We start from the raw sequence: 19,723 nt of genomic DNA, 5'->3' as shown, positions 1-19,723 counted from the left end.
CGGGACGCGCGGGAGCCCGCGCTGCGTTGCATCCCGCATCGGCCTGCCGCCTAAGGTAAGGCGATGAGCGACATGAACGAGACACATTTCGTCGCCGCGGCGACGCTGGAAGACCTTCCTGCCGGCGCGGTCAAGGCGGTGGAACTGAACGGCAAGCCGATCCTGCTGTGCAACAGCCAGGACCGGATCTTCGCGGTGATCAACCGCTGTTCGCATGCCAATGAAAAGCTCGAATGCGGTAAGATGAAGGCGGGCTGGATCGCCTGCCCGGTTCATGGCGCGCGGTTCGATCTCGCGACGGGCAAGGCGAAGAACCCGCCCGCCACCAGGCCGATCGAAACCTTCGCGGTGCGAATTGTCGGAGCCACGATAGAAGTCGCCCTGTGATTCCCGCCTGGCTCTCCCTCCGGCCGGTCGTGCCTGCACGATGGGAGGATGTGACGTCCGAATGGATGACGCGGGCAATCGCCTCGCGCCACCCGCAATCGATCGTGAGCGAGGTGCGCATCGCCACCCGCGATGACGGCACCAATCGACGCGTCCGCTTCGCGCTGACGTACAGCCGGGGCGAGGGGCCGGCGACTGTGTTCGTAAAGGCGCACAATGCCGGGCATCGCTGGGTGCATCTGCGGAACGGCAATCTGTTCAACGAGGTGCGCCTGTTCGCTTCCGGCGCTGCGCTCCCGCTCGAGCATCCGCTCGTCTATTGCGCGGTGCCCGATTATCCGCGGCTCGATTTCCTGCTGGTGATGGAAGATCTCGCATCGCGCGGTTGCGATCCGCGCGATGCGACGCGGCCGATGCGCGTCGAGCAGGTAGCCGACGGGCTTCGCGGGCTGGCGCGGCTTCATCGGCATTACTGGGGAATGAGCGGCGCTTCGCACCGCGGTTTGCGCTGGGTGAAGCCGTGGCGAGCCACGATGGGCTGGAAGGTCGGCCTCGCCCGCCGTATCCCGACCGGTATCGAGCGCGCCGGAGCCATCCTGTCGACGTCGCTGCGGGGCGTGGGGGGTGATAGTATCGTCGCGTGCTGGACTCGCTTCGTCGATGCGTTGGGCGATGGCGCGCAGACGCTGCTGCACGGCGACGCACACATCGGCAACAGTTACGTGGCGCAGGACGGTACGACCGGCTTTCTCGATTGGCAGGTCGTGCGGCGTGGCCACTGGTCGCAGGATATCGGCTATTTCCTCGTGGGCGCGCTGACGGAAACCGATCGCCGCGACCATGAACGCGAATTGCTCCGCTTCTATCTCGATGCCCTGGAGCTGCCGGCGGACGCCACCCCAGGTTTCGACGACGCCTGGCTGCGCTATCGCCAGGGCCATGCCTATGGCCTGGCAGTATGGCTATCGACGCTTGGCGCTGACGGCTATCAGGCGCCGGCGATCTCGCGCGCGATGGTCGGCCGGTACGCGGCCGCGTTCAGCGAGCATGATACGATCGGTGCGCTTGGCTAGGCGGAAACGGCGCCTGCCGCCATCCGGGCAATCGCCAGTGTCCTGACATCCGCCGCTTTGATCTTTTCATTGCCGGTCAGCGCGAATTCGTCGTCAGTGAAGACCAGGATCCGGCGCGGCACCTTGAAGCTGGCGAGCTGAGTCTTGAGGTGCGCGGTCAGCGCGACATCATCGATCGCGGCGCCGGCCATCGGCACGATGCAGGTGACGACCATCTCGCCGAGCAGATCGTCGGGCACGCCGACGGTCTGGCTACGTTTGACGCCGGGATAGTTGGCGATGATCGAGTCGACCTCTTCAGGGGCGACATTCGCGCCGCCGGTCTTGATCATGTCAGTCAGCCGGCCTTCCCAGAAGAAGCGCCCCTCGGCATCGACGCGCCCGCCATCGCCGGTGCAATAAAAGCCCTCGGCATCGAAGCATTCTTCGGGCGCCTTGCCGAGATAGCCGCGCATCAGGGTCGGGCCCTTGATGCACATCTCGCCGCGCGCGCCGCGCGGCAGGATCGCGCCGCTCAGCGGATCGACGATCTTCAGCGTGTTGCCGGGGAGCGGCTTGCCGCAATCGCCCGCATCGCCCGTCGGGGTGTCGGCCACCAGGGACGTGCAGATCGTCATCGTCTCGGTCGTGCCGAAGGCCATCGGGACCCGCCAATCGGTGTCGACCGTCGGATGCTCGTAGAGAAGCTCGCCGCGCGGGACATATTTGAGGCTCGACAGATCGACCTCGGCCCAGTTCGGCGCCGCCTGCAGCCGAGCCCATTGGTGCGGGCGGCCATTGGCGAAGGAGACGCGCTCCTTGTCCATCAGGCGGAGCGCCTCGGCTTCGTCGAAAAAGCGCTGCAGCACCACGGCGCCGCCGGTGGACAGCGCCGTCCCCACCACCATGCTGACATTGCCCGACCAGAAAAAGCCGTTGCCGGTCCAGCTCCGCACCGGATCGCGCATGCCGAACACGCGCGGCCAGCGCCACCACTGGATCGCGAAGGCGCGCTGATCGTGAACGATGCCCTTGGGCAGGCTGGTCGTGCCCGAGGAGAAGAAGATGCCGGCGGGATCGGCCGGGTGAACCCGGGCGGATCGGGCCTCGACCAGCGTTGGCGGGATGGCTTCGCCTTGCGCGAGGAAGGCCAGCCAGTCGTCGAGTCCGATGCGGCGGGTGAGGAACGGGTAGCGGTCGCCGGCCGGATCGAGCTCGGCGAGCATCCGGCGGAAATCCTTTTTCAGGATGCGCTCCTCATAGAGCAGCACCGAAATTTCGGAGGTGGCGATCAGATAATCGAGTTCCTGCGGGGTCGAGAAGGTGGAGAGCGCGACGGCGACTCCGCCCGCCATCGCCGTGCCGAACAAGGCGGCGAGGAATTCAGGCCGGTTGGTCATCAATATGCCGACCCGGCCGTGCTTGCCTATCCCGCCCGCGACCAGCGCGCGCGCGACCGCCATCGCCTGCGCGCGGAGTTCGCGGTAGCTCCAGCTCAGCCGCTCGCCGTCCGCGTCCAGCACCACGGCTTCGCGGTCGCCGTAGCGCGCCACGATCTCCTCCAGATAAGCGGGGATCGTCAGCGCGCCGATGCCGGGCTCCTCCGCCAGCGGCAGGCCATGGACCAGCGATGGGGCGGTGAGGGATGGGGCAGGGACCATCATCGCCCGCGCGGCAGCGAGACCTCGGCCACACCGGTCAGGATCTTGTCGCCGTCCTGGGTGGTCATGACGGTCTTGATCCGCACCACCGGGCCCCATTCGGAATCGTCGATCTTCTCGACCACTTCGCCATCGACATAGGTCACGTCGCCTTCGAAGGCCGGGCTGCGGAACTGGGTCTTCGAGTGCCAGATATAGCCGTCATGCCCGGCCCAATAGGCGATGGTGTCGAGATGCCAGGCATTCATCGACGCGCCATAGCCATAGGCGCCGCCCATGCCGACATCCTTGGCCTTGTTCGGGTTGATATGGCCGCTCGACGGGCCGTGGAACAGGCCGTCATGCATGCGCGGATCGATCTTCGACGCGTCATGGTCATAGGTCATCTTCTCGCCGAAGCCGGCATCTTCCGTGGCCGGGTCGCGATAGCCTTCGGGCGGATTCCAGCGCCAGGTGCCCCATACATTCTGCCGGTGGCCGCGGCACTCGAGCGCGAAGCTGACCACTGAATGCGGGCCGATCACGCGCCGGGGCAATTTGTCGCCGACCTCGACCGCGTCATATATGGGCGAGACGCCTTCGCGATTGGAGAGGATCCAATCGTGGCGGAGGCGGGCGACCTCTTCGAGCTCCTCGTCAGTCCAGGTCTTCGGCGCGCGCTTCTCGGCGGCATAGACGGCGCGCTTCTTCGCTTCCTCGACCAGATAGCGGATTGAGGTCGCGCGTTCCTTGGCGACGATGATCCCGTCCTGATTGATGTGGACCGTGTCGCCATCGGCGAACATGGTCGGCCCGGCGAACGACGTGTCGGTCACCTTGTAGCCCGCGAAGGTCCGCTCCTGGGTCAGCTTGTCGCCCGGGCGGATCGGGGTGCCGTAGAACCACCATTCCTCGCCGGCGAAGATCAGGTGCGTGCCGGGGACCTTGCCGACGCACGACGGGTGGCAGCCATGGCCATAGTCCATCGCGACGGTGAAGCTCTGCGGCGCGACGATCCCGCCGAATTTCGACGCGCGCGCGAACTCCTCGTCCCAATGGAGCGGGTTCGGATAATCGAGCGACTGGACCCAGCGGCGGATCTCGGTGGCGCTGGCCGGATCCCACATTTCGGCGAAGACGACGCGCTTGCCGACCCACTTGTCGACGTCGCTGGTGTCCAGCGTGATTTCATCCTGTTTGGTGTCTGACACTGTGTTTCCTGCTTTCTAGTCGAGCGGTTGCGGTGCGCCCGTGCCCATATATTCGGCGAGCACGCGGTGGAAATTGACGATCGCGCGCTCTTCTTCGGGGCTTGGCCGCATGCCGTCGAAATGCTTCGACTTAAGGCCCTTTTGCACGGCGCCCATGTTCGAGAAATCCTGGCACAGCACCTTGCGCCAATTCGCCTCGGTCATTTCGGGCCGGTAGAGATTTTCCGGCCTTGGCTCACCGCCCTCGGGATATTTCTCCAGGGTGTAGACTTCGAAGATGCAGCGATCGGGATCATCGCCATCCGGCCGCGCGCGATAGCAGAGCGCGAAGGTCGGCCCGTGGATGATCACGGTGTTCGGGAAGATATGCCAGACATTGCCGGCCGCAGCGAAATGTGCGGGATCGATCCGTGGCCACGTCACGCCGCGCTTCGCGTCTTCCTCGATCGTCCGCTTCATCAGGTGCATCTGCACCTCCTGCGCGGGCGTGCCCTCGGGAAGCTCCTCCTCGAGCAGATTGGCGACCTTCACCATGGTCTCGGTCGTGGTGGCGTTCACCTCTTCCCATAGCTGGTTGAGCGAATGCCTGAGGCCGATCCGCATATCGGCCGCGCCCGATGCGCCGGCCGTTGCCCCGCCCGATCCTTCCCGCGCCGCCGCCCCGAACACGCCGTGCCGGCCTTTCGCGTCGCTCCAGGTCGGCTTGGCCGAGAATTTGGTGAGCTGCGGATGCGTGCCGGCGACGTGATAGCCCTCGTTGAACGCCTCGATCGCGACCTTCCAGTTGCTCGGGAAATGCAGCCATTGGCGCCAGCGATAGCGCATATTCTGCAGCTCGAACGGATCGAGCATGGTCGCGGCCGGTTCGAGATAGTCGCGCAGCGGCTCGCAATCGGGATCCATGTTGATGAACACCCAGCCGCCCCAGCTATCGACCCTGACCTGTTTGAGCGGGATATCCTCGGATTTCAGCGCATCGCCCCAAGCCTCGCCGCGCACCGTGCCGATATTCTCGCCCTCGAGGTTCCAGCTCCAGGCATGGAAGGGGCAGACCAGGCGCTTCTTGTTGCCGCACCCCTCGGTCAGTTGCCGCCCGCGATGGCGGCACTGGTTGTGATAGGCCCTGATCCGGCCCTCAGCGGCGCGGATCACGATGATCGATTCATCGAGAATGTCATAGGTGACGAAATCGCCGACCTGCTCGATCTCCTCTTCGCGGCAGGCGACCTGCCAGACCTTGCTCCAGAGCCTGTCCGCCTCGGCCCGGGCATAGTCAGCCGAGATATAGGCCTCGGTACCGATCAGGACGGGGCGCTCGGCGAGCGGTCGCTCGATCCTGGCTTCTGCGTTCACGACGACATCCTCTTCCTCGGGCGCGCTATCCGCCGTTTCGGCGATTCTAGGGGGCGCGGGCGGGTGGGGGAAGCGGCGCGCGCGGGGCTTGGCCGCCGGGTCATATGGCTTGGCCGCCAGAGACAAATGCGCGGGCGGACTCCCCTTTGGCTGACGCATCCGGCCCGTCGAAGCGCGGCATCAGTTCAGCAAGCCGGGCGCGCCAGGCGGCGACGCCCTGCTGCTTGATCGGCCCATAGCCCCGGACCAGCGCTGCTGAACCGGCGATCTCGGTCGCCAGGGCGATGTTACGCTCGTCGATCTTCCCGGCGAGCCTGGTTGCCAGGCGCCGATACTCGCCGATCAGGGCGCGTTCCATCCGCCGCTCGGCGGTGTAGCCGAAAATGTCGAATACGCCGCCGCGCAGGCGCTTCGCCTTTGCCATCATCCGGAAGAAGGGGAGGAGCCACGGCCCGAAGGCGATCTTCTTCGGGTGACCGGTCTTGCGATCCTTGCGCCAGGCGAAGAGCGGCGGCGCCAGATTGAAGCGGAGGGATGGAGCGCCGTCGAACGCAGCGCCGATCGCCGCGCGAAAGGCGGGGGCAGTGAACAGCCGGGCGACTTCATATTCGTCCTTATAGGCCATCAACCGCGCAAGCTGCTGTGCCACGGCATTGAGGAACGGCGCGGTGTCGCCGATGCCACGCTTCTCGATCGTCTCGCGGAGCGCCTCGATAAAGGCGCGGTAGTCGCCGGCATAGGTCGCGTCCTGATAGGCGGTCAGGAGTCGCACCCGGCTCTCGATCATCGCGTCGAGGGTTTCGGGCGGCGCGTCGCCCTCGAGCTTCGGGCCGGCAAGCTCGCTGACGAAATCAGGGTCGCGCGCCGTCAGCCTGCCGAGGTTGAGCGCATCCAGATTGGCCTGAACCGCGACGCCGTTCAGCCGCAGCGCCGCCTCGATCGAACCGACCGAAACCGGCAGCAATCCCTTTTGCGCGGCGAAGCCGATCATCATCACATTGGTGAAGATCGCGTCGCCGAGCAGCCGCGTCGCGAGGGCGCCGGCATGGACGCAATCGGTCCGTCCGGCGGGGATTCGATTGCCGAGCGCCGACAGGAAGCGGAACGCGGAGAGGTCGATCGCCTGGTTGGTCTGGAACTCGCCGGTCGGCGCGACATCCTCATTGGCGACAAGGCGGGTATGGTCGTGCACCGTCCCCAAAATGTCGGGCGCGGTGGCGACGATGAGATCGCAGGCGATGACGAGATCGGTCTGGCCGACGCCGAGCCTGGCGCTCGGAATCGCAGCGATATGGTCGGCGATGCGGATATGGCTGGTTACCGCGCCGCCCTTTTGCGCCATGCCCGTCATGTCGAGCACCTTGGCGGCCCTGCCTTCGAGATGGGCGGCCATCGCCAGCACCGCGCCGATCGTCAGCACGCCGGTGCCGCCGATCCCGGTGACGAGCGTCGCATGGCCAGTGGCGCTGGCCGCGATCGAGGGTTCGGGGAGCGCCCTCAGCCGCTCCGCCAGAATCCCCATATCGAAGGCGCGCTTCGCCGGCTTGCCGCCGATGACCGTGACGAAGGACGGGCAGAAGCCTTTGATGCAGCTCAGATCCTTGTTGCAGCTCGACTGGTTGACCGCGCGCTTGCGGCCGAACTCGGTCTCGACCGGTTCGAGGCTCAGGCAGTTCGACTGAGTCGAGCAATCGCCACAGCCTTCGCAGACCGCCGCGTTGATGAACAGGCGCCGGTCGGGGTCGGGATAGTCGCCGCGCTTGCGGCGCCGGCGTTTCTCGTTGGCGCAGGTCTGTTCGTAGAGGATTGCCGAGGTGCCTTTCAGCGCGCGCAGGTCGCGCTGAACATCATCCAGCGCGTCGCGGTGTTCGATCCGCGTGCCGGGGGGAAGGTCCGCTGCGTGGAAGCGCGATGGATCCTCGCTCACCAGCACGACCGGGCGCACGCCCTCCACGTCGAGCACCTTTATGATCTGCTCGGGGGTGAGGGCGCCTTCCGCAGGCTGCCCGCCCGTCATCGCGACGGCATCATTGTAGAGGATCTTGAAGGTGACATTGCTCTTCGCCGCCACCGAGGCGCGGATCGAGAGAAGCCCCGAATGGGTGTAGGTGCCGTCGCCCAGATTCTGGAACATGTGCTGCGTGTCGACAAAGCTCTGCGCCGCCACCCAGGGCATGCCTTCCGAGCCCATGCCGACCGTCGCCGTGGTGCGGCGTTCGGGCATGAAGGCGGCGAGGCCGTGGCAGCCGGTCGCACCCATCGCCGCGCTGCCCTCGGGCACGACCGTGCTGATATTGTGCGGGCAGCCCGAGCAGAAATAGGCGGGGCGGGTAGCGGTCGGGAGCAGGCCGTCGCGCGCGCGATCGAGCGCTTGCAGATGCGCGGCCCGTGCGAGCAACGCGGCATCGGCAAGGCCAAGCGCCTCGAGCCGGGAAACCAGCGCCCGGCGTACCAGGCCGGCGTCGAGCACGCCGATCGAGGGCAGCAAGGGCTCGCCCCCCGGCGCGCGCTTGCCGGCAAGGGCAGGGCGCCGATCCGCCGGAAGCCGATAAAGCAGGCTGGCAAGCTGCTCTTCGATCAGCGGCCGCTTCTCCTCGACGACCAGGATTTCGCGGCTGCGTCCACAGGCTTCGCGCGCGAACTCGGGTTCGATCGGCCAGACCAGGCCGAGCTTCACCACGCGGATGCCGAGCGCCTGCCGGCGCGCTGAATCGAGGCCGAGGTCGATCAACGCCTGGCAGGTATCGAGCCATGCCTTGCCGGCAGTGACGATGGTCAGCTCGCGGCGCGGGGAATCCTGCGTTACGCGGTCGATCGCATTGGCGCGGACAAAGGCCTGTGCGGCGGGCAGGCGATGCTCGACGGTCAATGCCTCCATCATGAGCGCTGACATGCCGGCGCGGATATGGAGGTTCACGCCCGGCTCAGGCGCGGGGTGATGGATCGGAAAGTCGATCCCCGGCAGCATCACGCTCGAGGTCAGATCCAGCGTGTCGGTGATCGTCTTCAGCCCCGCATATAGGCCGGCATGGCGCGACATCGCCCAGCCGAGCTGGCCGTACAGCAGGATCTCGTCGGTGGTGGCGGGGTAAAGCACGGGCAAGAAACCGGCGAGCAGCGTATGCTCCGATTGATGCGCGCTGGCCGAGCTCTTGGCCGCATGATCGTCGCCTGCCACCACGAGCACGCCCCCATGCTGCGACGTGCCCTCCATATTGGCGAGCTTGAGCGCCTCGCAGGCGCGATCGACGCCGATGCCCTTGGCGTACCACAGCGAAAACACCCCATCGACGCGGGGCTTGCCATACCAGTCGAGCTGTTGAGTCCCGCGCAGGCTGGTGGCGGCGAGTTCCTCGTTCAGCCCTGGCTCGAACCTTATGTCCTGTTCGCGGAGCAGCTTTTCCGCCGCCCATAATTGCGCATCGAGCGTGGTGATCGGCGATCCGCGATAGCCGCTGACATAGCCGCCGGTGGCAAGGCCGGCCGCCCTGTCGCGTCGCGCCTGATCAAGCAGCAGGCGGACGACGCCCTGGAGCGAGGTCAGCATGACCTGGCCTTCTTCCTGGGTGTATTTGTCGTTCAGGCTGACGATCGTCTTGGTCAATGGATGTCCCTGCTGGTGCGCCCGAGTGCTTTCGATCCGATCCTACCGTGGTGGCAGCGGATCACGATGCACCGGCGCGCCGACTGTCTTGACCGCGAGCGCCTATTGCAGCGTCGTCGGCACCTCGAGTACGCACTCGAAATGCGGCTCAGCGCCGCCTTGGGCGGGGTCGTTTCCACCGGTGGCAGACAAGCGGAATTCGCGCGGGTTCACCGCGAAGACGCGCTTGAACATACGACTGAAATGCGCGGGGCTCTTGAAGCCGACCCCGTAAGCGATCTCGCTGATCGAGATATCGTCGGGCCCTGAATTGGCGAGCCATTCCTTCGCTCTATCGAGCCGCTGTTGCCAGATCAGCTCGGAAAAGGACGTGCCGCTGGTGCGCAGCAGGAACGACAGATAGCGCGGCGAAATGCCGCATCCGCGCGAGACCGTCGCGGTCGACATTGTCGGATCGGAGAGATGGATTTCGATGAAGCGCAGCACCTCTTCGAGCCGCCTTTCCGCGACCGTCTGACGCGCCGGCACCGCCGCGCCATTCTGTCGGACAGCATGGCCGACAGCGCTGAGCGCCGCTTCCACCAGCGTGCGGGCAAGATCTTCCGCCGTCACGCCCTCGTCGGCCAGCACCTCGGACAGGATATTCTCGGCGATCACCAGTTCGCGCCGCATGGCCACGAAAAGGCTGGTCGCCACGTCATGGACGATATGGGTGCGCAGCAAATGCGTGGGCACCGTCACGTTCAGGACCTCATGGAGGCCATTCTCGTCCGGGTCGCATTCGATGAAGAAGGGCGACATCGACCTCGTGATCAGGAAATCGCCAGGTTGCGCGACCTGATTGCCGCATTGATTGGAAAAGACGAGCCGGCCGCGCTTGACGAACCACAATACGCACAAGTCCGTGCCATCCTCGCGGATATGCTGGCGCGTGCGCCGGAAGAACTGGCGTGTCGCCGAGCGGATCCGGATGATCGAATGCGGCCCGGCGGCGCGCCGTTCGGCGCGGACATCCACCTCGCTCGCATCCTCCACCCAATAATCGCCGCGGTAATATTCCTGCTCGCGTTTGCCGCGGAACAGGCTCTGGCACTCGCGGTAATTGTCCCGGTCCAGCGCGAAAAGCGTTTCGGCCATTGAAGCTCTCCTGACTCCGCTTTTGCTCCTCGCGGATATCCTCTGGAGGCAATGCTAGGCTTCCGGTGCAGTCATGCCATGCAGGAGGCGCGGCGGAATCGGCATTTCGCGCAGGGTCGGGGGGTTCAATCCTGCAGCCGACCCTTGCGGCTCAGCCGCCATTCGGGCGGATAGTTCAGGTCATTATTCTTGACGGTGTTGGCGATCCCGCCGTCGAAGCCGCCCTTGCCCAGGCTGATATCCTCGGCGCGATCATCCTTCATCATCGGCAGCACCCCTTCGACGAAACCGGTGAGCATGCTGCCCATATATTCGCCGCGATACTGCTTGTAGAGTTCGAGGAAGGTCTTCTGGACGACGACCACGTCAGTCGGGCGGGTGATTGAGCAGGCCTTGGCGTATTTGGCGGTTTCCGCCTCGAGCTGGTCGCGCGGCACGACGCTGTTCACGAAGCCGCAGTCAGCCATTTCCTTCGCCGAGAAGGGCCGGCCGGTGAACAGCATCTCGGAGAATTTGCGAACCCCCATCATTTCAGCCCATTGCCACAGGCGCGGGCCCCAGCCGGCGTAGCGGAAGGCCGGGTGGCCGAAGAGCGTGTCATCGGAGGCGATGACCATGTCCGCGTCGGCGGCCTGGTAGAAATGCCAGCCATAGCAATAGCCCTTGGCCTCGATGATGCTGATCTTCTTGAATTCCTGCAGTGGCCGGTTGCCGGCGCGGCCCTTGGCATAATGGTCGGTCAGCCCGTGGAGAAAGCGGAACGAGCCCGCCGGCGGATAGGTGACATCGGGATCATCGATGTCGAGATCGGGCAGGAAATTCTCGTCCGGGCCGGGCTTGAGATAGATGTCGCCATGCTCGTTGATGTCGCCGCCCGAGCCGAAATCCTCTCCTTCGCCGCGGATGACGAGCACCTTCACATCGTCATCGATATTCGCCTTGTGAACGAGTTCGCCGAACAGCAGCCGCATGCCGATCGTGGTCGTATTGGCCTTTTCCGGGCGATCGAAGGTGATGGTGGCGATCTTGGTCGCCTTGTCCTTTTCATAGCGGACGAACTGCCGCGCATCCTGCTTGTGTTCGGCCGCGGTTTTCATCGTCGCTCTCCGGTCTGGTTTGATCGGATCGTGCTGCCATAGGGGCCTTGCTCTGTATCGATACAAGGTGCAGCGATTCCGATATTGGACGCATGCAAGGGCGAGTGCTATCCTGGTCGAAACCCGGCTCAACGGGTCCCTGAGAGGGTGCGCGTGGCACAGCAAGAAATTTTCTTCGGGCTTGCCGGTCCGTTGGATACAACCCCCTGCGCCGGCCAGACGCGGGCCGCGAACCTGACGGGTTTCTCCAGCTATGCCCGCCGCAAGGGCGCCGATCCGCGCCGCATCCTCGAACGCCACGGCATCGAAACGCGTGCGCTGACGGATCCGGACACGCATGTGAATTGCCAGTCGCTGGTCGACGTCTTCGAATATTGCAGCACCATCTTCGAAGACCCGCTCTTCGGCCTGCACTTCGCGGCCGGCCAGGCGCCCGAGGTTTTCGGGTGCATCACCGCACTGTGCCGTTCGGCCCCCGATCTGCGGACGGCGATCTCGTGCCTGATCGACTATGTACCCATCGTCCATTCGCCCGAGGCGGCGCTGGAGCTGGTCGAAAGCGCCGAGACGGCGGAGCTGCGCTGGGGCGTGAACAGCAATCTCGGCGTCAATGATCAGGCGAACCAGCAGGCGCTGATGCTCATCGTGAAGCTGTTGCGATCCGTCGGCGGACCGGACTTCGCGCTGAGCCATGTCGAGATCGCCGTCGATGCGCGGCCGAGCGATGTGGCGGAGATCGAGGACATAGTCGGCTGCCGCATTCGCAACCGTGCGCCGAACAACGCGATCGGGTTCCCGAAGCACGCGCTGGAAATGCCCATCCCGAGCGCGAACCGACTGCTCTATCGCCTGCTCGGCGGCTATCTCGACCGGGTGAAGCAGGCCAACCGCATCACGCTGACCGACCGGGTGCGCAACTATATCCGCGGCGCCCTGCCGACCGGCACCTGCTCGATCGAGCGCTGTGCCGACAAGCTCGGCATGTCGGTGCGCACGCTCCAGGATCGCCTTGCCCATGATGGCGGGAGCTTCACCCAAGTGATGGAGCAACAGCGCATGACGCTTGCGGAAATCTACCTGCGCCGTGAGAATGCGACGCTCGACGAGGTTGCTGAGTGGCTCGGCTATGGCGAGCAGACCAGCTTCGGACGCGCCTTCAAGCGCTGGACGGGCACCACGCCCAGAAAATTCCGCCAGACCTGAGTTCCGCCAGACACAAGTGCCATGGCCGCCTGGTGCTCGCCGTCAGCTTGAGGGTGGCGGAGGCTTTGACTAGGCGATGATCTACCCTTTCGAAAATGGGACCCGCCATGGCTCGCCAGCTCGACGCCTATCGCCTGCTCGGCCGCTCGGGGCTGCGTGTCTCGCCGCTCGCGCTCGGCACCATGACCTTCGGGGTGAAAGCCGCCTGGGGCTCGACGGATGAGGATGCGGCGCGGATCCTCGATATCTTCATCGAGCGGGGCGGCAATTTCGTCGATACCGCCAATTTCTACGCGGCCGGTGCGTCGGAGGAAGTGCTCGGGAGACTGATGGGCGACCGCCGCGAGCGGCTGGTCGTCTCGACCAAATATTCGCTGACGACGCGGCCGGGTGATCCCAATGCCAGCGGCAATCATCGCAAATCCATGGTCCGCGCCGTGGAGGACAGCCTGAGGCGGCTCGGGACCGACTATATCGACCTGCTCTACCTGCACATGTGGGACTTTCGCACGCCCGTGGAGGAGATCCTTCGCGCCTTTGACGACCTCATCCGCACCGGGAAGCTGCTCTATGCGGGGCTCTCCGACCTGCCGGCGTGGCAGGCGGCGCGCATGCAGGAGATTGCCGAAATCCGCGGCTGGTCGCCCATCGTTGCGCTGCAGCTCTCCTACAGCCTGATCGAGCGCACGCCCGAGCGCGACCTTATCCCCATGGCGCGGGAGATGGGCATGGGCGTGTCGCCCTGGTCGCCGCTCGGCGGCGGGGTGCTGTCCGGCAAATATTCGGAGAAGGATCTCGCTGGCGCGTGCGAAGGTGCAGGATCCCGCAAGGCGATCAACGCGGCGAGCGGACGGCTGTCAGCGCGCAACCTTGCGATCGCCGGCCAGGTCAAGGCGGTGGCCGAGGAAATCGGCCGCACGCCCGCGCAGGTCGCGCTTGCCTGGGTGCTCGCCATGCCGGCCGTGGTGTCCCCCGTGCTCGGCGTGCGCACGCCGGCGCAGCTGGAAGACAATCTCGCGGCGCTCGAGATCGATTTCAGCGATGAACAAAGGGCCGCGCTGGATGAAGCAAGCCGCATCGAGCTTGGTTTCCCGCATGACCTGCTGGCGGGGCCGATGCAGCGCATGGTCTTCGGCAATGTCACGGTCGAGCGGCGTGATCGAGAGTCGAGTTGCCAGTAAATTATTGATTATAATACTAAATTATCTAATAATGTCGCTGTTCTTGCCCGTTGGCAATGTCAGCAACCCTCAGTGTACGCATGACATTGCCAACAGATCGCCCGATTCAATCTCACGGCGTGCGCGCTACACGGGCTGATGGCTGTCCAAGTCCTCGCGCACCAGTTCATAATCACCGGCGGCGTCGACCAGGCAGGTCCAGCCTGGATAGACGACGATCGTCGTGAAGCTCTCCTCGATGATCGCGGGGCCGGGGACGACATGGCCCGGCTCCAGATCGACGCCGCGATAGATATCTGTCTGGCCGAAACCCTGGCCGAGGTTGGCGCGGCGCGATCCAGTAGCTGTGGCCGCACGGCGCGGCTCGCCGACACCACCGTGTGCCATGGGCTTGGGCGTCGGGACGCGGGTCGCGAGGCGAACGCCGGTCACCTCCGGCAATTCATGTTCCCGGATATGCCCATATTCCTCCATATGCCGCGCATTGAAGGCGGCAATCGCCTTTTCGCCCAGCGCCTCGTCGACGAAGGACAGATCATCCGGGCCGGTAGCGTGATGCACATCGAAGGTCAGCGTGAAGTTCTGGCCCGGATACCGCATGTTCAGCTGATACCGCGCCTCGATCCGGCCCGGCTCGAAACCGGCGTCGGCGAAAGTCGCTTCCGCCCGCCTGGCCAGATCAGTCCACAATGTCTTCAGCCGGGCGAGGTCGAGCCTGGCGGCGGGCGCGATATAGGCGCGCTCCTCGTCGATGCTCGGATCGGCAACCAAAGTGCCCAGAGCCGAGAAGGTCGGCGAGGCCTTGGGGATCAGGACGCGCGCGATGCCGAGCTCCTCGGCCTGGATCGCCGCGAAAGCGGGGCCGTTGCCGCCATAGGCGAGCATCACCAGCTCGCTCGGGTCGATGCCCTTGCCCGCGGTGGTGCGGCGTACGCCGTTGGTCATGTTTGCGTTGACGATCCGCCAGCAATCGAAGGCGGCATCCTCGGCGCTCTTGCCGATCTGCTCGCCCAGCATCGCGAAAGCCTCGGTAACGCCTGTGTCGGTCAGCGAGAAATCGCCCCCGGCGAACTCGGCATCGGTCGAGAGGATGCCGAGCATCAGCAAGGCATCGGTCACCGTCGGCTGGCTGCCGCCGCGGGCATAACAGATCGGCCCGGGGTTCGATCCGGCTGAGGCAGGCCCGACCTGTAGTGAATGACCGGTGACGTGGCAGATCGAACCGCCGCCTGCGCCGAGGGTCTCGACCTTCACCATCGGCACCCCGACAAGATAGCGGTGGTGCATGTTCCACCCCGCTTCGGCCTGGGCCTCGCCGCCCTGGACGAGCGACATGTCATAGGATGTGCCGCCCATGTCGACGCACAGCAGATCGGGGCAGCCTTTTGCAGCCCCGACATGGGCAGAGCCGATCACGCCCCCCGCCGGCCCCGAGGCGAGCACGCGGATCGGCGCGCTTTCGATATAGCGGACGGTGATCACCCCGCCGCTGGCCTGCATGACCATCAGCTCGCGCTGGTAACCGGCCTCTTGCAGACGCGAGACGAGCTGGCCGAGATAGGTCGTCACGCGCGGCGCGACATAGGCGTTCACCACCGTCGTGCTGGTGCGATCATATTCGGGCGAACGCGGCAGCACCTCGTGCGAGATGGAAAGGTGCGCGTCCGGAAGTTCCTCCCGGACAATCGCGGCCACGCGCCGCTCATGTGCCGGATTGACGAAGGAAAAGAGCAGCGAGATTGCGACCGATTCAACGCCCTGTTTCCGCAGCCGCTGGCACACGTCGCGGACGCCTTGCTCGTCAAGCGGCTTGTGAACGCTGCCATTCGCCATGATCCGTTCGGGCACCGTCAAGCGCCGGCGCCGCGGGACGATCTGGACCGGCGGCTTGAGCCGGACGTCCCAGATGTCCTCCTTATAGCCACGGCGATATTCCATCTCGTCGCGAAAGCCTTCGGTCGTGATCAGGCCGGTGACGGCCCCGTTCATCTCGATGAGCGTGTTGTCGGCGATGGTTGTGCCATGGACGATCGCCTCGCACTGCCCGAGAAACTCGGGAAGCGTGCTGCCCTCCATCTCGGCGAGACGCCCGAGCCCGCGCATCACCCCGATCGAGCGGTCCTCGGCTGTACTCAGATTCTTGTACAGCACCACCTCTTCGCCCTTCAAAAGCGCAAAGTCGGTGAAGGTGCCGCCGATATCGATCCCAACCCTGTACCCCATCGAGTCCCTCATTCCGCAGCCGCTGTGGCGGGCATGCCCTGGTCATTTGCGGCCGCAGCCATGTGTCCGCGCAGCTCTGCCGTCGCGGTCGGATCGACTTCGAGATCATATTCATCGAGCGTGCCGGTCAGGACGACGCCATAGACCCGGCGCGCGGCGTCCATGCTGACGAGTTCGTCGAGCACGTCTTCCTTGACCGCTTCGGGGTCGCGCAGGATCGCTGGCTCGAAACCGGCGCCGCCGCCATGCTGATAGGCGATGACCGCGCCGGCAGGCAGCTGCGCCAGGGTGGAAAGGTCGATCCGGCGCTCGCTCGCCGAGCCGACCTCGAAGTGGTTGATATAGGGCGATCCGTCCTCGCCGCCGCACATGCCTGAGATCGGATGTTCGGCCGAGACCATCCAGGCCATCGCCATCATCGGCTCAAGCACCTGCTTGACGTTGAGGCTGCCCGGCATCCCGCGCCAGCGCCCAGCGCCGCACGCGTCAGTCGTCATTTCGCGGCTGATGTTGAGCACCGGGTAGCGGTTTTCCGCATCCTCGGCCTGGCTCAGCAGGAGATTGCCGAGGCTGACCGGGCAGGAGCCCCAACCATCGATGCCCTGCACCGCCGAGACGTCCATCGAGCGGGAGTCGACGCCCTGGTCCATATACATCTGGCCGTTGCCGTCGAACCCGATCACCGAGTTGGGCATGCCGATCTTGTAGACCTGCGGTGCCGACCGCTCCGGCACCACCCGCGAGAGCGCGACGCAGACTGCCTCGGTGATCTCGCAGGCCGGATGGAAGGAGCCGAGGGCAGCCGGCTTGTTGGGGGGCGGGTGGGCGATGCAGCCTTCGGGAAGGTTGATCTCAACCGCGTTGAACAGGCCCTCGTTCTTGACGATGCCCGGGTCGATCGCAGCGGCGAGCTGCGTCATGATATAACCGCGACTGTTGGCGAAGGTATTCCACACGCCGACCAGGTTCGGCCGGTCGTCGGTGCCGGTGAGATCGACGCTGAGCTGGTCCCCGGCGACCGTGCAGGCGACGCTGACCCGGACGTCCTTGGTCCCCATCGTGTCGTGGTCGATATGGACATCGGCCGAATAGACGCCGTCAGGCCAGGACGCGACTTCCTCACGGAAGCGCTCCTCGCTGCGGTCGATCATGTGATTGATCGCCGCGCGAATCGTATCGGTGCCATATTTGCGGATCAGCGCCTCGACCCGTTTCACGCCCTGCCGCACTGCACCCATCATCGCGGCCAGATCGCCCGCGAAGGTCTGGAAGCGATTGTTGCGCTCGATCAGCTTGATCACGTCGCGCCGCTTCTCGCCGCGATGGACGAGCTTGAGGCAGGGGATGGCTAGCCCCTCCGTGAAGATGTCGGTGGCCTCCAGCGTGAAGCCGCCCGGATCCTTGCCGCCGGTGTCACCCTGATGCGCCTGGAGCGCGACAATGGTGACCAGCTCTCCGGCATCGTCATAGACCGGGCCATAGACGTTGTAGTCAGGCAGGTGGCCGCCGCCATAATCCGGATCATTCCCGAGAAAGATGTCGCCGGGCCCCCAGTCATATTCGTCGAGCATCATCAGGCCGTAACGCACGGTGAGCTGCGACGCGAAGGTCAGATGCGGGGTGCCGATCGCGCCCGTCGCAAGGCGGCCATGCGAATCGATGATCGCTGCGTTGCGTTCGTTGGATTGGTTGATGATCGGCGAAGACGCCGCGCGGCCAAGGTGGGTCGCGGCCTCGAAACATATGGTCTCAAGCGCGCCGCGGATGATATCGGCGCTAACCGGATCGATCGCGACTGCGGTCGGCAGCGGATCGGGCCGCTTCGCCAGCTTGCGGTTGAGTTCGAAAGACATGACACATTCTCCGGGCGCCTTCGCGCACCCCTCGCACGGGGTGGGCACAGCTCGATCTATTTCGGAGGGCTGCCGGATTCTGAACAGCACACGCGGCGCAATCAGCGGTTCGCGCAGTCTCTGCCGGGTCAATTGTGGAGCGCCGTTTTCGCGGAGATCGAACGCGTGAGGTGGAACAACGACTCATATCGGTGAGCACGGCGGAGAATCGGGAAACGAACCATGAAGGAAAGTGCGTGTCCGCATCTCGAGGCCCGGGACGATCGTTGCCTGCGGCTCTTTCCGACCGCGATATCCAACCTGAAAAAGGCGCGACACCAGGGCCTGCGGCGCGGCGAATCTTCGTAGGCCCGTCGCTGCGGATCCCAGCATCCGGGTGACCGGGGCATCGACGATGCGCTGACGCAAGAGCCCGGGAAACTATGAGCTGCGCGATGCGATCGTTGAATGTGACTGCAAGTGAACATCGACTTACCTGCCCGAGAACAGAGCCGTGGCGACCAATACGCGAGAAACCCGGGCCAAAATGGCAGTTTCACGGGCTGAAACCGCCTTCATCCATCAATATTCGCTCGAAAATAGGGCGCTGATTTACTTTTCGGGCATGTTGACAGCTTTGGCTGGCATCATGCTAGCGTGCGCTCAAGGCAGCAAAGTCAGTCGATAGGACGCCGGAGAAAGGAAATACGGCGCGTTGCTCGCACCATGTTGAGCTTCCCGACTCCACGTTCGCAGAGGCCTTGTCGACAGATCGTCTCAGGCGGCCGTTGAAATGGGGAGAATTTGATGGCGACAAATGTCCTGGCACGTGGCGCCGCTCGTCCGATCGGCGGAGGTCGCTTTCGCGGCCATGCTGGCCTCTCCTTTTCCACGAACCGCGAAGAGCTGCGGAGCGCCGGCCAATTGCCGGCTGCTCTTTTCGCAGCGCGAAGCCGCTCAGGGGTTTCCGGGGAAATCACGCTCCGAACACCGAACGTCGCACGAGCTGATCGGCTGGCAGACCTGTTCGCGCCGTGGAGCTTTCGGAACGTATCGCAAATCAAGAACGCCCCGGAGAGGGCTGAGTAACTGGCAACAAAGGGAGCGGAAAAATGTCCAAGTCATTCCATAGATACGCCATTCTTGCATCGACGATCCTGGCGTGCGGGGCCTGGGGTTCCGCCTTTGCGCAGGACAGGCCTGCACCGGAAAACACTGCCCCCGACGATGTCATCGTCTCTGCCCGGCGTGTCGATGAACGGCTTCAGGACGTTCCGATCTCGATCACGGTTTTCAACCAGCAGCAATTGACCAGCCGCAACGTCGTGAACGCCCAGGATCTGGCGACCTATACGCCGTCGCTTTCGGCAAACGCCAATTTCGGCAATGAGAATACCACCTTTGCCCTGCGCGGCTTTGCTCAGGATATCGGCACGGCGCCGTCGGTCGGCGTCTATTTCGCTGATGTCGTCGCCCCGCGCGGCGCCTCCAATGGTCTGCCGGCCGGGGATGGCGTGCTGCCGGGCAGTTTTTTCGATCTGCAGAACGTCCAGGTCCTGAAAGGGCCGCAGGGCACGCTGTTTGGCCGCAACACGACGGGCGGCGCAGTGCTGCTGGTGCCGCAGCGACCGACCTACAAGCTCGAGGGCTATGTCGAGGGCTCCTACGGCAATTACGACATGCGCCGGGTCCAGGGCGTGCTCAACATTCCGCTTTCCGACACCTTCCGGGTCCGTATGGGCGTGGATCGCATGACGCGAGACGGTTATCTCAACAATATCAGCGGGGTCGGCCCGAAGGACT

Annotated in this window: 13 protein-coding genes; 5 read left to right on the top strand and 8 right to left on the bottom strand. The window is 64.8% G+C overall.

Translation table 11 applies throughout. From position 1 onward, the window contains the following. Nucleotides 1-72: 72 nt before the first annotated feature. Entirely contained in the window at nucleotides 73-387 is a 315-nt protein-coding gene (locus tag ABD050_RS06320) for a Rieske (2Fe-2S) protein (RefSeq protein ID WP_343888401.1), read from the top strand. 29 nt (nucleotides 388-416) lie between these two features. Further along, a complete protein-coding gene (locus tag ABD050_RS06315) occupies nucleotides 417-1,460 on the top strand; it encodes a phosphotransferase (RefSeq protein ID WP_343888400.1) in 1,044 nt (347 codons plus the stop codon). On the opposite strand, the gene ABD050_RS06310 is transcribed toward ABD050_RS06315, so the two are convergent. From ABD050_RS06310 to ABD050_RS06285, 6 genes are all read right to left on the bottom strand, one after another. After that, nucleotides 1,457-3,103: a class I adenylate-forming enzyme family protein gene (locus ABD050_RS06310; protein ID WP_343888398.1), complete on the bottom strand. Its 1,647-nt coding sequence runs from the start codon at nucleotides 3,101-3,103 to the stop codon at nucleotides 1,457-1,459. The two genes, ABD050_RS06315 and ABD050_RS06310, sit on opposite strands and share 4 nt — an antisense overlap. Continuing rightward, complete coding sequence (locus tag ABD050_RS06305) at nucleotides 3,100-4,290, bottom strand: FAS1-like dehydratase domain-containing protein (protein ID WP_343888397.1); 1,191 nt, start codon at nucleotides 4,288-4,290, stop codon at nucleotides 3,100-3,102. The genes ABD050_RS06310 and ABD050_RS06305 overlap by 4 nt, the downstream gene beginning before the upstream one ends. Nucleotides 4,291-4,305: 15 nt before the next feature. Beyond that, on the bottom strand, nucleotides 4,306-5,643 hold the full coding sequence (locus ABD050_RS06300; protein WP_343888396.1) for an aromatic ring-hydroxylating oxygenase subunit alpha: 1,338 nt from the start codon (nucleotides 5,641-5,643) through the stop codon (nucleotides 4,306-4,308). Between the two features lie 100 nt (nucleotides 5,644-5,743). Next, nucleotides 5,744-9,247 carry an indolepyruvate ferredoxin oxidoreductase family protein gene (locus ABD050_RS06295; RefSeq protein WP_343888395.1) on the bottom strand — a complete coding sequence of 1,168 codons (3,504 nt, stop codon included), beginning with the start codon at nucleotides 9,245-9,247 and terminating at the stop codon, nucleotides 5,744-5,746. Nucleotides 9,248-9,349: 102 nt separating this feature from the next. Beyond that, nucleotides 9,350-10,384, bottom strand: coding sequence for a helix-turn-helix domain-containing protein (locus tag ABD050_RS06290; protein WP_343888394.1), 1,035 nt, complete (start codon nucleotides 10,382-10,384; stop codon nucleotides 9,350-9,352). Nucleotides 10,385-10,509: 125 nt separating this feature from the next. Beyond that, nucleotides 10,510-11,481 (bottom strand): enoyl-CoA hydratase/isomerase family protein, encoded by a 972-nt coding sequence (locus tag ABD050_RS06285; protein WP_343888393.1) that lies wholly within the window; start codon nucleotides 11,479-11,481, stop codon nucleotides 10,510-10,512. Between the two features lie 192 nt (nucleotides 11,482-11,673). On the opposite strand from ABD050_RS06285, the gene ABD050_RS06280 reads away from it, so the two are divergent. After that, nucleotides 11,674-12,684 carry an AraC family transcriptional regulator gene (locus tag ABD050_RS06280; RefSeq protein WP_343888392.1) on the top strand — a complete coding sequence of 337 codons (1,011 nt, stop codon included), beginning with the start codon at nucleotides 11,674-11,676 and terminating at the stop codon, nucleotides 12,682-12,684. A 107-nt stretch (nucleotides 12,685-12,791) separates the two neighbouring features. Next, the gene (locus tag ABD050_RS06275) at nucleotides 12,792-13,865 is read left to right on the top strand and encodes an aldo/keto reductase (protein WP_343888391.1); all 1,074 of its coding nucleotides are present in this window, start codon (nucleotides 12,792-12,794) and stop codon (nucleotides 13,863-13,865) included. Between the two features lie 126 nt (nucleotides 13,866-13,991). Here the strand turns inward: ABD050_RS06275 and ABD050_RS06270 are convergent, their stop codons facing one another. Together ABD050_RS06270 and ABD050_RS06265 are read right to left on the bottom strand one after the other, a co-directional pair. Further along, nucleotides 13,992-16,088 carry a hydantoinase/oxoprolinase family protein gene (locus tag ABD050_RS06270; RefSeq protein ID WP_343888390.1) on the bottom strand — a complete coding sequence of 699 codons (2,097 nt, stop codon included), beginning with the start codon at nucleotides 16,086-16,088 and terminating at the stop codon, nucleotides 13,992-13,994. Nucleotides 16,089-16,096: 8 nt separating this feature from the next. After that, nucleotides 16,097-17,941 carry a hydantoinase B/oxoprolinase family protein gene (locus tag ABD050_RS06265; protein ID WP_343888389.1) on the bottom strand — a complete coding sequence of 615 codons (1,845 nt, stop codon included), beginning with the start codon at nucleotides 17,939-17,941 and terminating at the stop codon, nucleotides 16,097-16,099. Nucleotides 17,942-19,032: 1,091 nt separating this feature from the next. On the opposite strand from ABD050_RS06265, the gene ABD050_RS06260 reads away from it, so the two are divergent. Next, a partial coding sequence (locus ABD050_RS06260; RefSeq protein WP_343888388.1) for a TonB-dependent receptor plug domain-containing protein occupies nucleotides 19,033-19,723 on the top strand: 691 nt, incomplete at its 3' end.

Origin of the sequence: Sphingomonas oligophenolica, assembly GCF_039522915.1 — a bacterium.
GTDB classification, from domain to species: domain Bacteria; phylum Pseudomonadota; class Alphaproteobacteria; order Sphingomonadales; family Sphingomonadaceae; genus Sphingomonas; species Sphingomonas oligophenolica.
This window is presented reverse-complemented; position numbering and strand designations above follow the sequence as displayed.